At 73.2% G+C, this 20328-nt stretch carries 20 protein-coding genes; 16 read left to right on the forward strand and 4 right to left on the reverse strand.

What is annotated here, in order from left to right; translation table 11 throughout:
- Positions 1-58 precede the first annotated feature (58 nt).
- The gene (locus ACVUH9_RS04210; protein ID WP_475754249.1) at positions 59-985 is read right to left on the reverse strand and encodes an alpha/beta hydrolase; all 927 of its coding nucleotides are present in this window, start codon (positions 983-985) and stop codon (positions 59-61) included.
- Positions 986-1037: 52 nt separating this feature from the next.
- Positions 1038-2300, reverse strand: coding sequence for an MFS transporter (locus tag ACVUH9_RS04215; RefSeq protein WP_475754251.1), 1263 nt, complete (start codon positions 2298-2300; stop codon positions 1038-1040).
- 46 nt (positions 2301-2346) lie between these two features.
- Between ACVUH9_RS04215 and ACVUH9_RS04220 the strand changes: the two genes are divergently transcribed.
- From ACVUH9_RS04220 to ACVUH9_RS04260, 9 genes are all read left to right on the forward strand, one after another.
- Positions 2347-2676, forward strand: a complete 330-nt coding sequence (locus ACVUH9_RS04220; RefSeq protein ID WP_475754253.1) for an ArsR/SmtB family transcription factor — start codon at positions 2347-2349, stop codon at positions 2674-2676.
- 88 nt (positions 2677-2764) lie between these two features.
- Positions 2765-3325 carry an elongation factor P gene (gene efp, locus ACVUH9_RS04225; RefSeq protein WP_475754255.1) on the forward strand — a complete coding sequence of 187 codons (561 nt, stop codon included), beginning with the start codon at positions 2765-2767 and terminating at the stop codon, positions 3323-3325.
- 69 nt (positions 3326-3394) lie between these two features.
- On the forward strand, positions 3395-3796 hold the full coding sequence (gene nusB, locus ACVUH9_RS04230) for a transcription antitermination factor NusB (protein ID WP_475754257.1): 402 nt from the start codon (positions 3395-3397) through the stop codon (positions 3794-3796).
- 121 nt (positions 3797-3917) lie between these two features.
- Positions 3918-4109 (forward strand): hypothetical protein, encoded by a 192-nt coding sequence (locus ACVUH9_RS04235; protein WP_475754259.1) that lies wholly within the window; start codon positions 3918-3920, stop codon positions 4107-4109.
- Positions 4106-5047, forward strand: coding sequence for a polyprenyl synthetase family protein (locus ACVUH9_RS04240; protein WP_475754261.1), 942 nt, complete (start codon positions 4106-4108; stop codon positions 5045-5047). The genes ACVUH9_RS04235 and ACVUH9_RS04240 overlap by 4 nt, the downstream gene beginning before the upstream one ends.
- A 3-nt stretch (positions 5048-5050) precedes the next feature.
- A complete protein-coding gene (dxs, locus tag ACVUH9_RS04245) occupies positions 5051-7027 on the forward strand; it encodes a 1-deoxy-D-xylulose-5-phosphate synthase (protein ID WP_475754263.1) in 1977 nt (658 codons plus the stop codon).
- Positions 7028-7136: 109 nt separating this feature from the next.
- Entirely contained in the window at positions 7137-7661 is a 525-nt protein-coding gene (locus tag ACVUH9_RS04250) for a DUF4333 domain-containing protein (RefSeq protein WP_475754265.1), read from the forward strand.
- A gap of 413 nt (positions 7662-8074) precedes the next feature.
- On the forward strand, positions 8075-8887 hold the full coding sequence (locus ACVUH9_RS04255) for a TlyA family RNA methyltransferase (RefSeq protein WP_475754267.1): 813 nt from the start codon (positions 8075-8077) through the stop codon (positions 8885-8887).
- 26 nt (positions 8888-8913) lie between these two features.
- On the forward strand, positions 8914-9753 hold the full coding sequence (locus ACVUH9_RS04260; RefSeq protein WP_475754269.1) for an NAD(+)/NADH kinase: 840 nt from the start codon (positions 8914-8916) through the stop codon (positions 9751-9753).
- 8 nt (positions 9754-9761) lie between these two features.
- Here the strand turns inward: ACVUH9_RS04260 and ACVUH9_RS04265 are convergent, their stop codons facing one another.
- Positions 9762-10658, reverse strand: coding sequence for an alpha/beta fold hydrolase (locus ACVUH9_RS04265; protein WP_475754271.1), 897 nt, complete (start codon positions 10656-10658; stop codon positions 9762-9764).
- A 194-nt stretch (positions 10659-10852) separates the two neighbouring features.
- On the opposite strand from ACVUH9_RS04265, the gene recN reads away from it, so the two are divergent.
- Positions 10853-12526, forward strand: coding sequence for a DNA repair protein RecN (gene recN, locus ACVUH9_RS04270; RefSeq protein ID WP_475754273.1), 1674 nt, complete (start codon positions 10853-10855; stop codon positions 12524-12526).
- Between the two features lie 45 nt (positions 12527-12571).
- Positions 12572-13816, forward strand: coding sequence for a GNAT family N-acetyltransferase (locus tag ACVUH9_RS04275; protein WP_475754275.1), 1245 nt, complete (start codon positions 12572-12574; stop codon positions 13814-13816).
- Positions 13817-13882: 66 nt separating this feature from the next.
- On the opposite strand, the gene msrB is transcribed toward ACVUH9_RS04275, so the two are convergent.
- On the reverse strand, positions 13883-14317 hold the full coding sequence (gene msrB, locus ACVUH9_RS04280) for a peptide-methionine (R)-S-oxide reductase MsrB (protein ID WP_475754277.1): 435 nt from the start codon (positions 14315-14317) through the stop codon (positions 13883-13885).
- Positions 14318-14549: 232 nt separating this feature from the next.
- Between msrB and ACVUH9_RS04285 the strand changes: the two genes are divergently transcribed.
- The 5 genes from ACVUH9_RS04285 (at position 14550) to ACVUH9_RS04305 (ending at position 20298) form a co-directional block, all read left to right on the forward strand.
- Positions 14550-16217 (forward strand): CTP synthase, encoded by a 1668-nt coding sequence (locus ACVUH9_RS04285; RefSeq protein WP_475754279.1) that lies wholly within the window; start codon positions 14550-14552, stop codon positions 16215-16217.
- 9 nt (positions 16218-16226) lie between these two features.
- Positions 16227-17465, forward strand: coding sequence for a M20/M25/M40 family metallo-hydrolase (locus ACVUH9_RS04290; protein WP_475754281.1), 1239 nt, complete (start codon positions 16227-16229; stop codon positions 17463-17465).
- 19 nt (positions 17466-17484) lie between these two features.
- A complete protein-coding gene (locus tag ACVUH9_RS04295; RefSeq protein ID WP_475754282.1) occupies positions 17485-18036 on the forward strand; it encodes an NUDIX hydrolase in 552 nt (183 codons plus the stop codon).
- 105 nt (positions 18037-18141) lie between these two features.
- A complete protein-coding gene (locus tag ACVUH9_RS04300) occupies positions 18142-19107 on the forward strand; it encodes a site-specific tyrosine recombinase (protein ID WP_475754284.1) in 966 nt (321 codons plus the stop codon).
- Positions 19108-19110: 3 nt separating this feature from the next.
- Complete coding sequence (locus ACVUH9_RS04305; protein WP_475754286.1) at positions 19111-20298, forward strand: phosphopentomutase; 1188 nt, start codon at positions 19111-19113, stop codon at positions 20296-20298.
- Positions 20299-20328 lie beyond the last annotated feature (30 nt).

Genomic DNA, 20328 nt, shown 5'->3' on the forward strand with positions numbered 1-20328 from the left:
CGCGCCTCGGCCCTCGAGGCGTCGGTCACCCCGGCGGTCGGCCGGGCGCGGCGGCCGTTCAGGCGACGAACGCCGCCCGCAGCCGCTCGCCGATCGAGCGGCGGGCCTCGGCGGCGTCGTCGATGATCCCGGCGAGCAGGACGAACGGGTGCACCTGGCCGTCGAACCGCCGGAGCTCGACCTCGCCGCCGGCCGTGCGCAGCAGCTCGGCGTAGGCCTCGCCCTCGTCGCGGAGCGGGTCACAGCCCGCGGTGAGGACCGTGGCCGGCGGCAGGCCGGCGTGGTCCTCGGCCCGCAGCGGCGACAGCCGCGGATCGGCCGGGTCGGTCTCCCCGGCGTAGGAGCGGGCGAAGTAGGCCATGTCCCTGGTGGTCAGGAAGTGCCCGTCACCGAACGCGGCGTAGCTCTCGGTCGCGCCGACGCCGGCGACGTCGGTGACCGGGTAGATCAGGACCTGGTGGACGAGCCCGCTGCCGACGCCCCGGAGCGCGCGGGAAGCGACCGCGGCGAGATTGCCGCCGGCGCTGTCGCCGGCGACCGCGACCCGGGCCGGATCGACGTCGAGGCCGGCGCCGTCCTCCAGCAGCGCGCGGGTGACGCCGAGGCAGTCGTCGTACGCGGCCGGGAACGGGTGCTCGGGCGCCCGCCGGTAGTCGACGGCCACGACCACCGCGTCGGCGGTGGCCGCGATGTCGCGGCAGCTGGTGTCGTGGCTCTCGAGGTCGCCCAGGACCCAGCCGCCGCCGTGGAAGTGCGCGACGACCGGCAGCCCGGCGGCGATCCGGGGCCGGTAGACGCGAACCGCGACCGGTCCGGTGGCGGTCTCGATCGTCCGGTCCTCGACCACGGCCAGCTCCTGGCGGGGCCCGGTCAGCGGCAGCACCTCGACGAGGTCGGCACGGTTCTGCTCGGGCGTCTGGGTGTCGAGCGGCGGGGCGCCGGCCACCTGAGCGAGGAAGGCGGCGGCCTGGGGAGCGACGGTCATGCCCCAGCCTAGTCCGTCGGACGCACGACACGTCGCCCAAACGCTGGTTCGGTCAGCGGGACTCGGCGCCTGCCGTCGACGGTGCGTTCGGCCCGCTGAGCAGCGGCTCGGCGTCGCCGGCATCGGGGCGCGGCCGGGTGCGGGCGGCGCCGACCGAGACCACCAGCGCGACGCCGATCACGAGGACCCCGAAGACCCGGAAGGTCGGGAGCAGGCCCCACGACGAGACGACGATCCCGGCGGCGACCGCGGGGATCGAGATCGAGGCGTAGGCGACCACGTAGAAGGCGGACATGACCTCGGCCCGATGGTGCTCCGGCAGCACCGCCGTCAGCGAGCGCAGCCCGCCGAGGAACGCCGCCCCGAAGCCCATCCCGGTGATCGCCGTCGCGCCGAGGAAGAGCACCGCGGAATCGAACGAGAGCGAGGCCACGATCAGCCCCATGCCGGCCGCCAGCACCAACGCCCCGTAGGTGGTCAGCCGCCACGGGACGACGTGCTGGAAGACGATCTGCGCGATGCCCCCGGGCACGGCGAGGCAGAGCGCGGCGAGCCCGCCGGCGACCGCGCTGTCGGTGTGCAGCAGCTCGCCGGCCAGCTCGGGCCCGAGCGAGAGGTAGAGCCCGCCGATCGACCACGACGCGAGCACGCCGAGCCCGGCGAGCAGGAACGCCCCGCGGATCGCGGGCGGGACGTACGGCCGCTGGGGGCGGATCCGCAGCGGCTGACGCTCGCCGACCGGCTCGTGCATCAGCAGTGCCCCGACCAGCAGCACGCCGAAGACCGTCATCAGGACGAGGTAGGGCAGCTTCTGCGGGATCGGCCCGTACTCGACCAGCAGCGAGGAGAGCAGCGCCCCGGTGCCCATCCCGGCGGCGCTGACGACGCCGTTGACGAGACCGGCGTTGTGGCTGTCGCGGCGGGGGTGGAGGTCGAGCAGCGCGGCGCTGGCGGCCCCGAGCGCGGTGCCGGTCGCGAGCCCCTGGAGGGCCCGGGCCGCGAACAGCCAGGGGAGCGAGTCGGCGACGAGGAACAGCGCGGTCGCGGCGAGCAGCGCGGCGAGCGCGGCGACGAGCACCGGCCGGCGTCCAACCTCGTCCGAGATCCGGCCGACCAGCAGCAGCGCCGCGAGCACGCCGAAGGCGTAGACCGCGTAGACGAGCGTGAGCACGAACGGGGAGAAGCCCCACTCGGCGCGGTAGATCTCGTACAGCGGTGACGGCGTCGCCGACGCGAACAGCGCCAGGCCGATCACGGCGGCCACCAGCACGTAGGCGGCGGTTGGGGAGAGGGCGCGTGGCGTGAGGCGGGACATCGAAAGTAGTTCCAAAGTTCTGGAACAATCGTTGTATCATAGGGTCGTGGCCGTTCAGTCCCCCCGCGACACGATCCATCACCCGCCGACGGCGAGCCTCGACCTGGCGCAGATCCTGCGGACGGTCGGCGACCCGCTGCGGCTGCAGATGGTCCGGCTGCTGAGCGAGCAGGACGAGGTGCCCTGCGGGTTCCTGGCCGCGACGCTCGGGATCCCCAAGTCGACCAGCTCGTACCACGTCCGGCTGCTGCGGGAGGCGGGTCTGACGCGGACCCGCCCCGAGGGCACCGAGCGTCACATCTCGCTGCGACGCGACGACCTCGAGGCCCGTTTTCCGGGGCTGGTCGGCGTCCTGATCGCCACGCCCGAGGCCTGAGCCCGAGGAGCGGTGGGCGGATGCCGGCCGGTCGCCGATCGGGAACGATGACGCGCGAACGCGGCGGGCCGTACACTGGTCCGCGCGCATGATCTCCACGAACCAGTTGAAGAACGGGAACCACATCGAGGTCGATGGGGTCGTCTACAAGGTCCTCGAGACGCAGCACGTCAAGCCCGGCAAGGGTGCGGCGTTCGTGCGCAGCAAGCTCCGCCGCGCGAGCGACGGCAACGTGATCGACAAGACCTTCCGCGCCGGTGAGAAGTTCCGCGCGGTCCACACCGAGGCCCGCTCGATGCAGTACCTCTACGAGGACGGCACCGACGCCCACTTCATGGACACCGCGTCCTACGAGCAGCTGGCGATCCCGGTCGAGAAGGTCGCCTCGGCGCTCCGCTTCATCCTGGCCAACGACACGGTGCCGATCCTCTTCATCGACGACCAGCCCGCGGACATCCAGCTGCCGGCGTCGGTCGAGCTCGCCGTCTCGCACACCGAGCCCGGTCTGCGCGGCGACACCGCGTCCGGTGGTGGCGACAAGCCGGCCACCCTCGAGACCGGGGCCGAGATCCGCGTCCCGCTGTTCGTCAACGTCGGGGACCGCGTCAAGGTCCAGACGGAGACGGGCGCCTACATGTCCCGCGCGTGAGCCGCACCGTGCCCTGCGTCGACGACCGGTCGCCGGTCGGCGACCCGGTCGCGTAGCCTTCCCCGCTGCATGTCTCGTCGTAGCGACCAGCGGCGCGATGCCGTCTTCACCGTCTATCAGCACGATCTGACCGGACGGCCGCTCCACGAGCTGTTCGATCGCGATGCTGCGATGTTCACCCGTTCGCTGGCTCACGCGACGACTGACCATCAGGAAGAGCTCGACGCGCTGATCAGCAAGCACTCCAAGGGCTGGGCGCTCGACCGGATCGCTCCGCTCGAACGCTCGATCATGCGGGTCGCGTTGCTGGAGATGCTGCACCCCGACGTCGTCCCGGGCGATACGCCGATCCCGCCCGAGGGCGCGATCTCCGAGGCGGTCGAGACGGCCAAGAAGTTCTGCAGCGCCGAGGCGCCGAAGTTCGTCAACGGGATCCTCGCGGCGATCCTGCGCGAGCGCACCGAGGCCTAGGTCAACCGAACGCGCGGTTGATTCCGGTCGCAGCTCGCGGCCGGCCCGGGGAACCCGGCGAGGGGCCGCGTCGCGGTCGGCCGCCGCCCCGGAGCACCGCCCGATCCTTCACACTGTCGGCATGAGTGACGCGGACGTCGGTCGCGAGTTGCAGATCCAACTCGCACGGTTGGAGCACGCGCTGGGACGCGTCGCCGACGATGCTGCCGAGCCGGACGAGCAGGTCGTCGCGGCCGAGCAGGTCGCCCAGACCGCGGCCGACGCCGGTGGCGCCTTCGACCGGATGCTGCGCGAGAGCGGGGGCGTCCAGTGAGCACCTCGACCGCGGTCTACCCCGACGACCTCCGCCTGCTGGTCGACGACTACCTCGACGGCCTCCGCTTCCCGGCCCGCAGTGCCGGTGTCGCCGGGCTGGAGGAGGCGATGCGCTACTCGCTGCTGGCCGGTGGGAAGCGGATCCGTCCGGTCCTGTCGCTGGCGACGGCGCGGGCGCTCGAGCTCGACGAGGCCGCCGTCCTGCCGCTGGCCGCCGCGGTCGAGCTGATCCACACCTACTCGCTGGTCCACGACGACCTGCCGGCGATGGACGACGACGACCTCCGCCGTGGCCGCCCGACCTCGCACGTCGCGTTCGGGGAGGACGTGGCGATCCTGGCCGGCGACGCCCTCTACGCCGAGGCCTTCCACCTGCTGCTGCGGATGCCCAGCGGCGGAGCGGGCAGCGCCGGTGCCCCGTCGTTCCCCGCCGAGCGGATCCTCGCCGCGGCGACCGAGCTGGCCGATGCGACCGGCGTCGACGGGATGGTCGGCGGCCAGTTCCTCGACGTCACTGCCGAGCGCGCCGACCCGGCCGAGCTGGACGCCCGCACCGCGGCCGACCTGCGCGTGCTCCACGAGCTGAAGACCGGCCGTCTGATCGGGGCCTCGGTCGGATGCGTGCTGCAGCTCGCCGGGCTGAGCGACGAGGAGGCGGCGCCGTTCCGCAGCTACGCGGCCGATCTCGGGGTCCTCTTCCAGATCGTCGACGACATCCTCGACGTGACGGGGACCGATCAGGACCTCGGCAAGCCGCAGGGGAGTGACCAGCGTCACGGGAAGCGGACGTACGTGACCGAGTACGGTCTAGATGGTGCACGTCGCATGGCGGCGTCCCATCACGACGCGGCCTCCGACGCCCTCCGGTCCGCCGTACCCTCAGGAGCGATGGACTTGCACACCCTCACCGCCTTCATCCACACGAGGACCAGCTGAACCGTGACCCGGCTGCTCGACAACATCGACCGTCCCCAGGATCTGCACGGCCTCTCCGAGGAGGAGCTGCAGCAGGTCGCGCAGGAGGTCCGTGAGCACATCATCGACACGGTCGGCCAGATCGGCGGCCACTTCGGTGCGAACCTCGGGACCTGCGAGATCGCGGTCGCGCTGCACTCGTTGCTCGACAGCCCACGGGACAAGATCCTCTGGGACGTCGGCCATCAGGCGTACCCGCACAAGATCCTGACCGGCCGCCGCGACGAGCTGGCGACGATCCGCAAGTACGACGGCCTCGCGCCGTTCTGCGCGATCGCCGAGTCCGAGCACGACATCATGGGTGCCGGGCACGCGTCGACCTCGATCGGCTACGGCGTCGGGCTCCGCGAGGGCATGCGCCTGCAGCAGGAGAACGATCCGAGCCATCCCGAGCCCGGCCGCGTGGTCGCGGTGATCGGCGACGGCGCGATGACCGGCGGCGTGGCCTTCGAGGCCGCCCACCAGGCCGGTGGGCTCGGGACGCCGCTGGTGGTGATCCTGAACGACAACGGGATGTCGATCTCGCCGAACGTCGGCGCGCTCTCCCGCTACTTCCAGGGCGTCCGGTTGCGCCCGAAGCTCTGGCACGGCCGCGAGAAGGTCGAGGGCGTGCTCTCCGAGCTGCCCGGCGTCGGCAGCCTGGTCGAGCGGGTCGGTCCGCCGATCAAGGGCTCGATGAAGCTGCTCAACGCCCAGGGCGAGCTGTGGGAGTCGCTCGACTGGGCCTACGTCGGCGTCGTCGACGGGCACGACGTCCACGCGCTGCGGCAGGCGCTGCGGCAGGCGTTCAACGCCGATCGCCCGGTCGTGGTCCACGTCACCACCGTCAAGGGCAAGGGCTTCGCGCCGGCCGAGGACGGCGGGCTCGAGGGCATGGAGCAGTGGCACGCGGCGAAGCCGAACAGCATCGTCGACGGCTCGCCCGCCCCGAAGGTCGCCGCCGATCCGGACGCGCCGGCCAAGCCGCCGACCTACACCCAGGTCTTCGGCGAGCAGATGATCGAGGAGGTCCGGGCCGACCGTCGCGTCGTCGGGATCACCGCCGCGATGAACTCCGGCACCGGCCTGAACCTGCTCCAGGAGGCCGAGCCGGACCACTACTTCGACGTCGGCATCGCCGAGCAGCAGGCACTGCTGTTCGCGTCCGGTCTGGCGCTCGAGGGCCTGAAGCCGGTCGCGGCGATCTACTCGACCTTCCTCCAGCGCGCCTACGACCAGATCGTCCACGACGTCTGCCTCCAGGAGCTGGACGTGGTCCTGGCGATGGACCGGGCGGGGCTGGTCGGCGACGACGGTCCGACCCACCACGGCGTCTTCGACATCGCCTACCTGCGGTCGCTGCCCAACATCGTGCTGGCCGCCCCGCGCGACGAGGCGCAGCTCGCGCACCTGCTGCACACCGGCATCGCCCATCCCGGCCCGTTCGCGCTGCGCTACCCGCGCGGCGAGGGCGCGGGAGTGCCGATGCCCCGGGCGCCCGCGACGATCGGGATCGGCAAGGGCGAGGTCCTGCGCCAGGGCGATCGGGTCGCGATCCTCGGCTACGGCTCCGGGGTCGGGGTCGGCCTCGACGCCGCCGCGCTGCTGCGCGAGGGCGGGATCGAGGCGACCGTCGCCGACGCCCGCTTCGCCAAGCCGATCGACGTCGAGCTGGTCCGTGACCTCGTCGCGCACCACGAGCTGCTCGTGACCGTCGAGGAAGGCGTCCTCCAGGGCGGATTCGGCTCCGCGGTCTGGGAGGCCGGCGAGGAGCACGGGATCGACTGGGGCAACAGCTCCGGCGGCTGCCGGATCATGCGGGTCGGCCTGCCCGACCGCTACGTCACGCACGGCAAGCCCGCGCTGCTGCACGCCGAGGTCGGGTTCACCGGCCGCGACGTCGCCGACCGGATCGCGGCCAGCCTCGGCGTCCCGCTGGTCGGGGCCCGGGCCAAGGCCTGAGCGGAGCGGAGGTCCGTTTGGCGTCGCCCGCGCGCGCCAAACGGACGTTCGGCCGAGGGGCGGTGAGGCACGACCCCGGAATGCCGTTAACCGGCTACCGTCGCCCACGATGAAATCCGCCCTGCGCCCACTCACCGCCATCACGCTCGTGGCGACCGCCGCCCTCGCCCTGTCGGCCTGCGGCACCGAAACGCTCGACACCAAGAAGGTCGAGAGCACGATCGTCAGCCAGTTCAAGGACCAGGGCATCGACCTGACCGACACGAGCTGCGAGAAGGTCGACGCGGAGGTCGGGTCCCCGGTCCGCTGCACCGCCCTGAACCCCTCGGAGACCAAGCTCTTCATCGAGGGCAAGGTCACCTCCCGCGATGGCGACAAGGCCCACTTCGAGGTCAAGGCCGTCCGCGGCGAGGCGAAGGGGACCGAGATCGCCAAGGGCGCCCGCGCCCTGCTCGAGGAGCAGGTCGGCGAGACCGCCGAGGACTTCACCTGCCCGGCGAAGGTCGTGATCCCGACCACGAAGCCCATCCGCTGCGTGATCACGGTCGACGGGGGCACGCGCTACGCCGTCGCCGTCGAGGTCGACGGGGACAGCAAGGTCAGCGCCGAGGTCGACGACAAGCCGATCAGCTAGCGAGCCCTCTGGGGTGTGCCGGGCTCGCCTGGGAGCCCGGCCCTCGCGCGCCGGGCGGCGACGCGGACGAGCGTGATCCGCGCGGAGATCGGCGGCGAGCCGCTGACCTCGGCTGACCTCGCACGCTCCCAAAGAAACGACCCGCACGAGGCGGGCCGCTTCCGAGGAGAGTGCTGCCGAAGCAGCGTTTCTGGTGTGCCACGAGTACTACGGGAAGGCGGGGGCCCGGTCGTGCTCGGACGTGGTCCGGAGCATCGGTGGGGCAGTGGCGTCGCGGCGGTGGCAACTCGCAGGGAGTGGCGTCGTCCGCTGCTGACGACAAGAGGAATGGTGCCGGTCGCAGGCCGTTCTGGGTGTGGGGTCGATCACAGGGGTGCCGGGCCGCCGGTGGCGAGCCGGTACCGTGCTCCCGGATGGCCAAAGTCCGGCTCGACACACTCCTCCACCAGCGCGGGCTCTACGGCTCGCGATCCGCGGCCGCGGCCGCGATCCTGGCCGGCTCCGTCCGGCTCGGAGGACCCAACGCGAATCCGCACGCACGGCAGCTGAAGCCGGGCCTCCAGGTCGAGGAGGACGTCGAGGTCGAGACCGCGGAGGCACCACGGTTCGTCTCCCGCGGGGGCGTCAAGCTCGCCAACGCGCTCGAGTTGCTCGAGATCCCGATCGTCGGCCGTCGTGCGCTCGACGTCGGCGCCTCGACCGGTGGCTTCACCGACTGCCTGCTCCAGGGCGGTACGGCGACGGTGATCGCCGTCGACGTCGCCTACGGCGAGCTGGCCTGGTCGGTCCGGAACGACGAGCGGGTGACCGTGATCGAGCGGCAGAACGCCCGCGAGCTGACCCCGGAGATGCTGCCCTACGCGCCGGACCTGGTCGTGGCCGACGTCTCCTTCATCTCGCTGACCAAGCTGCTGCCGGCCCTGCGGGAGGTCGTCGCCCCGCGCTTCGACGCGCTGCTGATGGTCAAGCCGCAGTTCGAGCTCGGTCGCGGGCGGGTCGGACGCGGAGGCGTCGTGAGGGAGCCGGCGCTGCGCCGTGAGGCGGTCGTGACCGTCGCCAACGCGGCCCGGGCCGTCGGCTGGTCGGTCGTCGCCGCGGCCTCGTCGGGACTGCCGGGGCCGAAGGGCAACCGCGAGACCTTCCTGCACCTCGCCGAGGGGGCGCGCGGGGGACACGAGGACATCGAGGCGCTCGCTCTGGCCGTCGAGCCGGAGACGCCCGCGTGAGGCCCTACGGCAAGGCGGCACGGACGGTGTCGGTGCTGACCCACGGTCGCCCCGGCCACTCGGCGGACGCCCTCAATGCGCTGCGGAAGGCCGCGCGCGAGGCGGGCAGCGAGCTCTGGTTCGACGTCGAGGAGACGGCCAAGCACCGTCTCAGCGCCGAGCCAGGGATCGTCGTCGACGCCCCGTGGCGGGCCGACGCGGACCTCTGCGTCGTGCTCGGGGGCGACGGGACGATCCTCAAGGGCCTGCGGCGGCAGGTCCGTACCGGCGTCCCGGTCTATGCGGTCAACCTCGGTGAGATCGGCTTCCTCGCGACGGTCGACCCGGAGGAGCAGGAGGATGGCCTGCGGCGGGCACTGAGCGGTGACTTCGAGGTCCTCGGCCTGCCCGCGCTCGAGGTCGCCCTGCCCGACGGCAGCATCCACTCGGCGATCAACGACGTCAGCGTCCACCGGCGGACCGGCGACCGGGTCGCCGCGCTGCGGTACCGGATCGACGGCGAAGAGGTCGGTCACGTCCGCTGCGACGGCCTGGTCGTCGCGACCCCCGCTGGCAGCACCGGCTACAACCTCGCCAACGGCGGCCCGGTCCTGGCCTGGGGCGTCGAGGGCTACGCCGTCTCGTTCATCGCGCCGCACACGCTCTCGGCGCGGGCGCTGGTCGTCGCCCCGGACGGCGTGCTCGAACTGCACAACGGGTCGTCGACGGCCGTCGAGCTGGGCGTCGACGGCCGTCCCCGCGGCGTCCTGGCCGACGACGGGGTCCTCCAGGTGCGCTTCCGGCGCGAGGCGGCGCTGCTGGCCCAGAGCCCGGGGACGAGCTTCTACCGCCGCCTGCGCGAGAAGTTCGGCCGGCTGGCCGGCTGAGCGGCCGCTCAGCGTCGCAGCGGGGTCAGCGGGGAGCTCCGCCAGCTGCGGCTCGCCGCCCGGGTGCCCGCGGTGTGCTCGAGCAGGGCGGGCACGAAGCGGTCCCAGAGCGGCGCGGGGAGCTCGTGGCCGGCCTCCGGCAGGGTCAGCAGCCGGGCGCCGGGGATCCGGTCGCGCAGGGCCTCTCCGTGGGCGAGCGGGAAGACCGGATCGCGCTCCCCGTGGACGACCAGGGTCGGGGCCTCGATCGCGGTCAGCATCCGTGGGTCGGGGCGGCCCATGTCGATCACGAAGTGGTTGGTCAGGCAGGCCGCGATGTCGTTCGTGCGGGCAATGTCCCGCTCGACCAGCGCGCGGGTGGCCGCCTCGTCGTAGTAGGGCGAGCCGCCGGCGTAGACCCGCATCAGGCCGGTGACGAACGCGATCACCGCGGCCGGGTCCGTCGGGTCGGGATCGCCGCTGCCGACGTAGCCGAGGAGCTCGTCCGACATCGGCGGCAACCCGGTGCCGCCGGGGGAGGTCGAGACCAGGGTCAGGGAGCGGACGCGGTCGGGACGGCCGAGCGCGGCGCGGACGGCGATCGCGCCGGCCATCGAGCGCCCGACGACATGGGCGCACTCGATCCCGAGCGCGTCGAGGATCCCGAGTGCGTCGTCGACCATGTCGGTCAGGGCGTAGCCGGGTCGTCCCGCCGGGTAGCTGATCGAGCGGCCGGTGTCGCGGTTGTCGAAGCGGATCACGTGGCGGCCGCCGGCGGCGATCCTGGTGCAGAGCTGCTCCTCCCACCACAGCATCGAGGCCGAGGCGCCGTGGATCAGCAGGATCGTCGGGTCGGCGGGATCGCCGAACGTCTCGACGCAGAGCGGTACGCCGTTGGCGGTGAGCAGTCGTTCGCCGTGAGACATCGGTGCGTCCTTCCGGGCCGGGATGGCGGTCGTGCGGCGGCCACCGTAGGGCGGTGGCGGTACGGGTGAGACGCCGGCCGAGCCCCGAACTCATCGGTCACGGAACCGCGTCGGACCGTGACGCAGGCGTGCCGTTCTCGTGCCGATCGGGACCCGCGGCGCTATCCGTCCTGTCGGGATGCGAACCTACGTTCGTGTTGCTCGAGCTGCGCGTCGAGAACCTGCTCCTGATCGAGCGGGCCGAACTGGACTTCGTCCCCGGACTGAACGTCGTGACCGGGGAGACCGGCGCGGGCAAATCGGTGCTCGCCAGTGCACTCGATCTGCTGCTCGGGGCCAAGCCCAAGAGCGGGATCGTGCGCCCGGGAGCGAGCGAGGCCTGGGTCGAGGGGGTCTTCTCGCTCGACGCCGACGGCCTCGCGGCGCTCCCGCCGGAGATCGCCGACCGGCTGCCCGCCGACGCCGAGGAGCTGGTGCTCGCCCGTCGCGTGACCGCCGAGGGGCGCTCGCGGGCGTTCCTCGCCGGCCGTTCCGCCACGGCGGCCGACCTGCGCGAGGTGGGGACCACCCTGCTCGCCTTCCACGGCCAGCACGAGGCCCGCCGGCTGCTCTCCCCGGCGGCACAGCTGGGGTTGCTGGACGGCTTCTGCGAGACGCTTCGTGCCGGTCACCTCGATCGCCGCGAGGCGCACGCAGCGGCCCACGCGGCCGAGCGCGACGCGCGCCGCCGCCTCGAGGAGCTGCGCGAGGCGGCAGGGGTCCGCGAGCGCGAGCTCGACCTGCTGCGGTTCGAGCTGGGCGAGATCGACGAGGTCGCTCCGGTCGAGACGGAGCGCGACGACCTGATCGCGATCCGCGAGCGGCTGCGGCACGTCGAGGCGCTGCGCGAGGCGACCTTCCTGGCGAGCGAGGCCCTCGGCGCCGAGGACGGCGCGGCGGGCGCCGGCCTGGCGGTCGGCGAGGCGGCGCTCGACGGGATCGCCGGGGTCGACGCCGAGCTCGACGGTCTCGCCGAGCGGCTGCGGTCGCTGCGGATCGAGACCGACGACCTGGCGGCCGAGCTGCGGCGACACCTCGACGCGCTCGACGCCGACCCGGCCGAGCTGGAGCGCGTCGACGAGCGGCTGGAGGCGATCGCCCGGCTCGAGCGCAAGCACGGCGGCACGGTCGCGGCGGTCCTGGCCCACGCCGAGACCTGCCGGACCCGCCTGGCGGAGCTGGAGGGGATCGAGGGCGCCACGGCTGAGGCCGAGGCGGACCTCGCCGACGCCGGGATCAAGCGGGCCCGGCTGGCCAAGGAGCTGGCCAGCGCGCGCCGCAAGGCCGCGCCGAAGCTGGCGAAGGCGGTCGTCGTCCGGCTGGCCGCGCTCTCGATGCCGGCCGCCCGGCTCGAGGTCCAGCTCGAGCCGCGCGATCCGGGACCGAGCGGCGAGGACCACTGCGAGCTGCTGCTGGCCCCGAACCCAGGCGTGCCGCCGGCGCCGGTCCGCGACGCCGCCTCGGGCGGCGAGCTGTCCCGCGTGATGCTGGCCCTGCTCGCCGTCTCCGGCGACGGCACCGACGCGACCCAGGTCTTCGACGAGATCGACAGCGGCGTCGGCGGCCAGACGGGTCGGTCGGTCGGGGAGCAGCTGCGGAGCCTGGCCGAGGGCGGGCAGGTCCTCTGCATCACCCACCTGCCGCAGATCGCCGCGCTCGCCGCCCGCCACTTCGCGATCGAGAAGGACACCACCGTCGAGCCGGCCCGGACGGTCGTGCGGCGACTCGACGATCCCGAGGTCGTCGGCGAGCTGGTGCGGATGCTCGGGGGCGACAGCGGCGACGAGGGCGCGCTCCGCCACGCCGAGGAGCTGCGGAGCGCCGCGTAGCCCGCCGGCAACGGGTTCGGGCCTGCGGAGCCATAGGCTGATCGGATGCTCGACGACCTGACGTTCCGGCCGGTCGCGGCGGACGAGTCGCTGGATCCGCTCTTCGCGCTCGACGAGACCACGTTCCATCAGACGGTCGCGGCCGACGAGCGGGCCAGCGCCGCCGCGCTGATCGACCGCCGGGGGAGCCTCTGCGCCTACGACGGCGCGACGCTCGTCGGGACCTCCGCGGCCTACGACCTGCGGCTCTCGGTCCCGGATGGCGACGTGCGCTGCGCGGCGATCAGCTGGGTCTCGGTGCTGCCGACGCACCGGAGGCGGGGGATCCTGCGGCGGATGATGGCCGGCCAGCTGCTGCGCGCCCGCGAAGAGGGCATGCCGGTCGCGGCGCTCTGGGCGTCGGAGGCGGGGATCTACGGCCGGTTCGGCTTCGGTCCCGCGACCGAGTCGCACGAGACCGAGGTCCGCGTCCTCGAGGCCGGTTCGCCGGCCGGTCCGGACGCGGGGGCGGACGGACTGCGGGTGCGGCTGATCGAGCGGGTCGGGGCCGAGGCGGTCGTCGCCGCGATCTACGAGCGGGCGCGAGCGGGCCGGGGCGGCATGCTCAGCCGGGACGCCGGCTGGTGGACCCACGACCCCCTGGCCGAGCCCGAGAGCCTCCGTGAGGAGCGCGGCCCGCTGCGGGTCGCGATCGTCGGCGACGGGGACGAGGATCGTGGCTACGCCCTCTATCGGACCCGCTATGACTCCGGAGCGGACGCCGACGTCGGCGGGATCCTCCAACTCGACGAGCTGGTCGCCACCAGCGCCGTCGCCGAGCGGACGCTCTGGCGGTACCTGCTCTCGATCGACCTGATCCACCGGCTGGAGGCCGAGAGCCGTCCGGTCGACGACGTGCTGCCGCTGCTGCTCGCCAACCCGCGGGCCGTCCGCCGGCGGGTCGAGGACGCGCTCTGGGTCCGGCTGGTCGACCTGCCCGCGGCGCTCGCCGCACGAACCTGGGCGGCCGACGTCGCGCTGACCGTCGAGGTCGAGGACGACCTGCTGCCCGGGAACGCCGGCCGTTGGCACCTGCACGCCGGCCCCTCCGGCTTCACCTGCGAGCGGACCGGGCGCGAGCCCGACCTGCGGCTGCCGATCGCCGCGCTCGGCAGCGCCTACCTCGGCGGCCTGCCGTTGACGCGGGCGGTGGCGGCCGGCACGGTCGAGGAACGGACGCCGGGAGCGGCAGCGGCCCTCGACCGCGGACTGCGCCCGGCGCGGGCGCCCTGGAACGTCAGCGTCTTCTAGGCCGCGGCGGCCCGTTGGGGGCCTGCGCCATCGTCGCTGGTCCGGCCTCCGACGGGTCCGCGCTCGCTACGGCTTGCGCTCGTCGAGGTCCAGCGCCGTCGAGTTGATGCACCAGCGCTGGCCGCTGGGGCCCGGGCCGTCGGGGAACACGTGGCCGAGGTGGCCGCCGCAGTTGGCGCACTTGGCCTCGATCCGGACCATCCCGTGCGAACGGTCCTCGTGCAGCTCGACCGCGTTGGCCACGACCGGATCGGTGAAGCTCGGCCAGCCGGTGCCGGAGTCGAACTTGGTGTCGCTGGCGAACAGCTCGGCGTGGCAGGCCGCGCAGCGGTAGGTGCCGTCGGCCTTGGTGTCCCAGTACTTGCCGGTGAAGGCGGGCTCGGTGCCGCACTGGCGGAGCACGGCGTACTGCTCCGGCGTGAGCTCCTGCTTCCACTGCTCGTCGTCCTTGACGGGCGGGTCGCTGGCGGGGGAGGACGGGGAAATCGGCGAGTCGGACACGGGTGCTCCTCGGTCGGAGGCGGATCGGCGGCGGCCGCGGTCCGGCCACGGCCACCACCCCGATGGTGTCACGTCGGGTCCGCGAGTCCAGCGCGAACGGCGATCGAACGGGCGGCAGGGTCGGCGTCCGCCGTACCCGGTACCGTCCTAGACGGTCATCGACGGCGTGGGGCATCCGCCCGGCCGGAGTCTCGAGGCCACGCTCCAGCGACATCAGGTGAGGATTCAGCACGTGCCAGACCGTTCCCCGACCAAGTACGTGTTCGTCACCGGGGGGGTCGTCTCGTCGCTCGGCAAGGGCATCGCCGCCGCCTCGATCGGTCGGCTGCTGGTCGCTCGCGGCCTGACCGTCGCCCTGCAGAAGCTGGATCCGTACATCAACGTCGATCCCGGGACGATGTCGCCGTACCAGCACGGCGAGGTCTTCGTGACCGAGGACGGGGCCGAGACCGACCTCGACCTCGGCCACTACGAGCGGTTCACGAACACGAACACGTCGAAGGCGTCGAACGTCACGACCGGCGGCATCTACGACACGGTGATCCGCCGTGAGCGTCGCGGCGACTACCTCGGCGGGACCGTCCAGGTCGTCCCGCACATCACCAACGAGATCAAGAACCGGATCAAGCTCGCCGGCGAGTCGAGCGACGTCGACGTCGTGATCTGCGAGATCGGCGGCACCGTCGGCGACATCGAGTCGCTGCCGTTCCTCGAGGCGATCCGCCAGTTCCCGTCCGACGTCGGACGCCGCAACTGCATGTACATCCACCTCACCCTCGTGCCGTTCATCAAGCACGCCGGTGAGCTGAAGACCAAGCCGACCCAGCACTCGGTCAACGAGCTGCGCCGGATCGGCATCCAGCCCGACATGCTGCTCTGCCGGTCGGAGGCCGTCCTCAGCAAGGACATCCGCTCGAAGATCGCCCTCTTCACCGCGCTGCCGGACGACATGGTGATCTCGGCCAAGGACGTCGGCGACGTCTACGAGATCCCGCTCTGGTACCGCGAGGAGCGGGTCGACGAGCGCGTCCTCGACCACTTCGGGATGGATGCCCCGGCCCCCGACATCAGCGACTGGGAAGAGGTCATGCGGCGCGTGCGGTCGGCGACCGGCACCACCCGGATCGCGATCGTCGGCAAGTACGTCAAGCTCGAGGACGCCTACAAGTCGGTCGTCGAGGCGCTGAAGCACGCGGGCGCCTGGGACGGCACCGACATCGAGATCGACTGGGTCGACTCCGAGCACCTCGAGTCCGAGCAGGCCGCGATCGACCGCCTCTCCGGCGCCGACGGCATCCTCGTCCCCGGCGGCTTCGGCGGCCGCGGCATCGAGGGCAAGATCCTCGCCTGCAAGGTCGCCCGCGAGCTGCGGATCCCGTACCTGGGCATCTGCCTCGGGATGCAGATCGCCGTCTCCGAGTTCGCCCGCCACGTGGCCGGCATGCCGGGTGCGAACTCGACCGAGTTCGACCCCGAGACCGAGTGGCCCGTGATCGACCTCCTGCCCGAGCAGAAGGAGGTCCGTGACCTCGGCGGCACGATGCGCCTGGGCGCGGACCCGGTCAGGCTCCAGTCCGGCACGCGGATTCGCGAGCTGTACGCGGAGGAGACCGTCTACGAGCGGCACCGTCACCGCTACGAGGTCTCGATCACGCTCCGCAAGAAGCTCGAGGGGGCCGGACTCGTCGTCGGCGGCACCTCGCCGGACGGCCGTCTGGTCGAGGCGATCGAGCTGCCGGAGCACCCGTTCTTCGTCGCGGCCCAGTACCACCCGGAGTTCAAGAGCCGGCCGGAGCGGCCTTCGCCGATCTTCCAGGGCTTCGTCAGCACTGCGCACCGTCGGGCCCTGGGCGCGGACGAGGTCAGTGCCGTGCACGAGAGCGACCGGACCCAGGTCTGAGCGGCGGCCGTGCCCGCCGCTCCGCCCCGCCGCGCCTCCGCTGAGGAGCGCGCGGACCTCCAGCGGACGTTCGGGGCGCTCTGCGCGATCCTGAGCCCGTCCGGCCACGAGCGGGCCTGCGCGGACCTCGTCGTCCAGACGCTGACCCGGCTCGGGTTCCGCGTCGACGAGGACCGGGCCGGCGCGGCCCTCGGCGGCGACGCCGGCAACCTGCTCTGCCGTCTGCCGGCCGCGGGCGGGGACGACGAGGATCCCGATCGCGGCGGAGCGGTCCCGACGGTGCTGCTCTGCGCGCACCTCGACACGGTCCCGCCGCTCGGACCGGTCATCGAGCCGGTCTGCCGCGACGGGGTCTGGAGCGACGCCCGTGGCGGTCTGATCGGCGCGGACAACAAGGCCACCGTGGCGGCGCTGCTCGCGGTCGCGGCGCGCTGGGCGCGCGAGCCCGCGGCCGCTCTCGCCGTCGAGCTGCTGTTCAGCGTCCAGGAGGAGCCGCAGCTGCGCGGCATCCACCAGTTCGACCGGACCCGGCTCCGGGCACGTTGCGGCTACGTCGTCGACCACCCGACCCCACTCGGCGGCCTCGTCGTCGGCGCTCCCGGGCACGTCCAGTTCGACGCGAGCTTCCGGGGAAGGGCGTCCCACGCCGGGATCGCGCCCGAGGAGGGACGCAGCGCGCTGCTCGCGGCCGCCCGCGCCGCCGCGCGCCTGCCGGCCGGACGGCTCGCCTCGGGGGCGACGGTCAACGTCGGCCACCTCGCGGCCGGCGCGACCGCCGACGGACCGGCCGTGACCAACGTCGTCCCGCCCTACGCGCGGCTGCTCGGCGAGGCCCGCGGACCGGACGCCACGACCCTCCAGGAGACGGTCGACGTGGTCGAGGCGATCCTGCACGACGCGGCCCACGACCCGGCGGGGCCGGTCGACCTCGACCTGCTGCTGGAGGCGCGCTTCTCGCCCTACACGCTGTCCCCGTCAGCGGTCCCGCTGCGCCACGCGACGGCGGCGCTGGAACGGCTCGGGATCGCCCCGCGGCCGTTCGCGGACGCCGGGGGCAGCGACGCCAACGTGCTCAACGCGGGCGGCCTGCCGACCGTCAACCTGGCCGGCGGCAACGAGCGCGCGCACGAAGCCGGCGAGCGGATCGCGGCCGCGGCCCTCGACGGCACGCTCGACCTGCTGCTGACGCTGCTCGACGAGCACGAGCGCTCGGCGGCGGACGACCGTGCCAGGATGGGCGACGCATGAGTCACGACCGAGGAGTTCGATGAGCACCGCCGAGGAACGCCGGTTCGAGCGGATCGGGGGCACCGTCCTCTACGACGGGCGGATCGTCCACCTGGTCGAGGACACGTTCCGCTTCGCCGACGGCAAGGAGGTCCAGCGCGAGATCATCCGGACCACCGGGGCGGTCGGGATCCTCGTCCACGACGGCACCGACCTGCTGCTGACCCGCCAGCCGCGCGAGGCGATCGGGCAGCCCAACAGCCTCGAGATCCCCGCCGGACGGCTCGACAAGCCCGGCGAGCCGGAGGTCGACTGCGCCAAGCGCGAGCTGGCCGAGGAGATCGGCTACAAGGCCGCGCACTGGCAGCCGCTGTTCACGTTCCAGCCGTCGATCGGGATCCTCGACGAGACCGTCCACCTGTTCTGCGCCTGGGACCTGTCGCCGGAGCACGCCGACAGCGGCGAGGACGAGCGGATCGAGCTGGTCCGCTGGCCGATCGCCGACCTCGACGGCGCGATCGCCGCGACCAGCGACGGCAAGTCGCTGCTCGCGCTGCTGTGGGCGAAGGCCAACGGCCTGCCCGGGACCTGAGCCTGGATCCGCCGGCGCCGCTCGCGCACGAACGCGTGCAGCGGGCGCACGGGGCGTTGCAGCGCCAAGGGTCCGGCGGCTCCGGGCGCAATCCGGTCAGCGTCCATGTACCCACTCGCCGCGCCCGCCCCGCCACGACAGATCACCGGACTGGTGCTCGACTTCCTGGCCTATCTGGAGTTCGAGCGAGGGCTCTCCCGCAACACGCTCGAGGCCTACCGGTCTGATCTGCACCAGTACGGCGCCTTCCTGGACGCGCGCGGGGTCGAGGTCCTGGGGGCCAGCGGCGAGGACGTCACGGCGTTCCTCGACGGCCTGATGGCCGGCGGCACGAAGACCGACGGCAGCCCCCGCCGTCCAGCGGCTGCCGCCACGATCCAGCGGAAGGCCGCCTGCCTCCGCAGCTTCTACCGTCACGTCCGCCGCGAGGGCCTGCTGGAAGCCGATCCCACGGCCGAGGTCCGCGGTCCCCGCAAGCGCGAGCAGCTGCCGAAGGTGCTGACCCGGGCCGAGGTCGCCAAGCTGCTGGCGATGCCGGGACGCCACGGCGACGCCGCCCCGATCACGCTCCGCGACGGGGCCATCCTCGAGCTGATGTACGCCTGCGGACTGCGCGCGAGCGAGGCGACCGGGCTCGACGTCGGCGACGTCGACCTCGAGGAGGGGATGCTGCGCGCCCGCGGCAAGGGCAGCAAGGAGCGGATGGTCCCGATCGGTCGTCGTGCGATCGACGCCGTCACCCGCTACATCCGCGACGCGCGCGCCGCGCTGGTCGGCGAGGGCAGCGAGCGCTCGCTGTTCGTCAACGCGCGCGGGGGCCGCCTCAGCCGCCAGGGGCTCTACAAGATCGTCCAGCGCCACGCGCTCAGCGCCGGCCTCGAGGGGCGGATGAGCCCGCACACGCTTCGGCACAGCTTCGCCACGCACCTGCTCGCCGGCGGCTGCGACCTGCGCACGCTCCAGGAGATGCTCGGCCACGCCGACATCGCCACCACCCAGATGTACACCCACCTCTCGGCTCAGCGGCTCCAGGACGTCTACCGCGGCGCTCACCCGCGGGCACACCACTAGGCGATGGCACGACGAGCGTTCGTCATCGTGCTCGACGCCTGCGGCGTCGGGGCGCTGCCCGACGCGGCGGCCTACGGTGACGCCGGGAGCGACACGCTCGGGCACCTGGCCGAGATCGAGGGCGGCCTGGAGCTGCCCACGCTCGCGTCCCTCGGGCTCGGCAACGTCACCCCGATCCTCGGCGTGCCGCCGACCCCCGACCCGGCGGTGCACGGCCGGCTCGCGGCGATCGGCCCCGGCAAGGACTCAATCGTCGGCCACTGGGGCCTGATGGGCCTCGTCGCCTCCGCTGCGCTGCCGACCTGGCCGGACGGGATCGGCGACGACGAACGGCGCCGGATGGGGGAGATCGCCGGCACCGTCCTCCTGGCCGGCGCGGTCAGCGACGGGCTACACGCGCTCGACCGCTGGGGCACCGAGCACCTCGCCACCGGGCACCCGATCCTCTACACCTCCGCCGTCGACTCGGTCCTCCAGGTCGCCGCCCACCAGGACCGTTGGAGCACCGGGGAGCTGCACGAGCTCTGCGCCCGGCTGCACCGCGGTCTGCCCGACGGCATGCGCCCCGCGCGGGTGATCGCGCGGCCGTTCGCGGGCGGGCCGGACGGGTTCGTGCGGACCGGCGGACGGCGGGACTTCGCGCTCGATCCGCCGGGTCCGTCGTACCTCGATGCGGTCCGGGCGACGGGCACCCGGGTCCACGGCGTCGGCAAGGTCGTCGACGTCTTCTCCGGGCAGGGCTTCGACGCCGTCCACCCGGGCGCGACCAACGACGAGGCGCTGCGCTCGACCGCGGCGCTGCTCGACGACCCCGATGCCGGTCTCGTCTTCGTCAACCTGATCGAGACCGACGAGCGTTACGGCCACCGCAAGGACACCGCCGGCTTCCACCGCGCGCTGCGGGAGATCGACGCCGCGGTCGCCGTCTGGCTGTCGCGGTTGGGGCCCGACGACCTGCTGATCCTGACCGCCGACCACGGCGTCGACCCGGCCGCGCCGCACCGCTTCCACACCCGCGAGTACGCGCCGCTGCTGGCCCGGTTCGCGGTCCCGGATCCGGCCGGCGAGCACGAGCCGGTCTGGGCGAGTGGTCGCCACGACGGCAGCCTGGCCGACGTCGGTGCCTCGGTCCTGTGGTGGCTGGCCGGGACCGAGCCGGCCCACCTGCCCGGACGCACGTTCGTGCCCTGAGGGGCGCGCGCCGCCACGTCGGACCGAAGC

It is taken from the genome of Patulibacter ginsengiterrae (assembly GCF_056269115.1).

Excerpts from the sequence above, each read along its gene's own strand:
- ACVUH9_RS04210 (WP_475754249.1), bottom strand. The coding sequence starts at position 985 with ATGACCGTCGCTCCCCAGGCCGCCGCCTTCCTCGCTCAGGTGGCCGGC.
- ACVUH9_RS04215 (WP_475754251.1), bottom strand. The coding sequence starts at position 2,300 with ATGTCCCGCCTCACGCCACGCGCCCTCTCCCCAACCGCCGCCTACGTG.
- efp (WP_475754255.1), top strand. The coding sequence starts at position 2,765 with ATGATCTCCACGAACCAGTTGAAGAACGGGAACCACATCGAGGTCGAT.
- nusB (WP_475754257.1), top strand. The coding sequence starts at position 3,395 with ATGTCTCGTCGTAGCGACCAGCGGCGCGATGCCGTCTTCACCGTCTAT.
- ACVUH9_RS04235 (WP_475754259.1), top strand. The coding sequence starts at position 3,918 with ATGAGTGACGCGGACGTCGGTCGCGAGTTGCAGATCCAACTCGCACGG.
- ACVUH9_RS04250 (WP_475754265.1), top strand. The coding sequence starts at position 7,137 with ATGAAATCCGCCCTGCGCCCACTCACCGCCATCACGCTCGTGGCGACC.
- ACVUH9_RS04255 (WP_475754267.1), top strand. The coding sequence starts at position 8,075 with ATGGCCAAAGTCCGGCTCGACACACTCCTCCACCAGCGCGGGCTCTAC.
- ACVUH9_RS04265 (WP_475754271.1), bottom strand. The coding sequence starts at position 10,658 with ATGTCTCACGGCGAACGACTGCTCACCGCCAACGGCGTACCGCTCTGC.
- ACVUH9_RS04275 (WP_475754275.1), top strand. The coding sequence starts at position 12,572 with ATGCTCGACGACCTGACGTTCCGGCCGGTCGCGGCGGACGAGTCGCTG.
- ACVUH9_RS04295 (WP_475754282.1), top strand. The coding sequence starts at position 17,485 with ATGAGCACCGCCGAGGAACGCCGGTTCGAGCGGATCGGGGGCACCGTC.
- ACVUH9_RS04300 (WP_475754284.1), top strand. The coding sequence starts at position 18,142 with ATGTACCCACTCGCCGCGCCCGCCCCGCCACGACAGATCACCGGACTG.
- ACVUH9_RS04305 (WP_475754286.1), top strand. The coding sequence starts at position 19,111 with ATGGCACGACGAGCGTTCGTCATCGTGCTCGACGCCTGCGGCGTCGGG.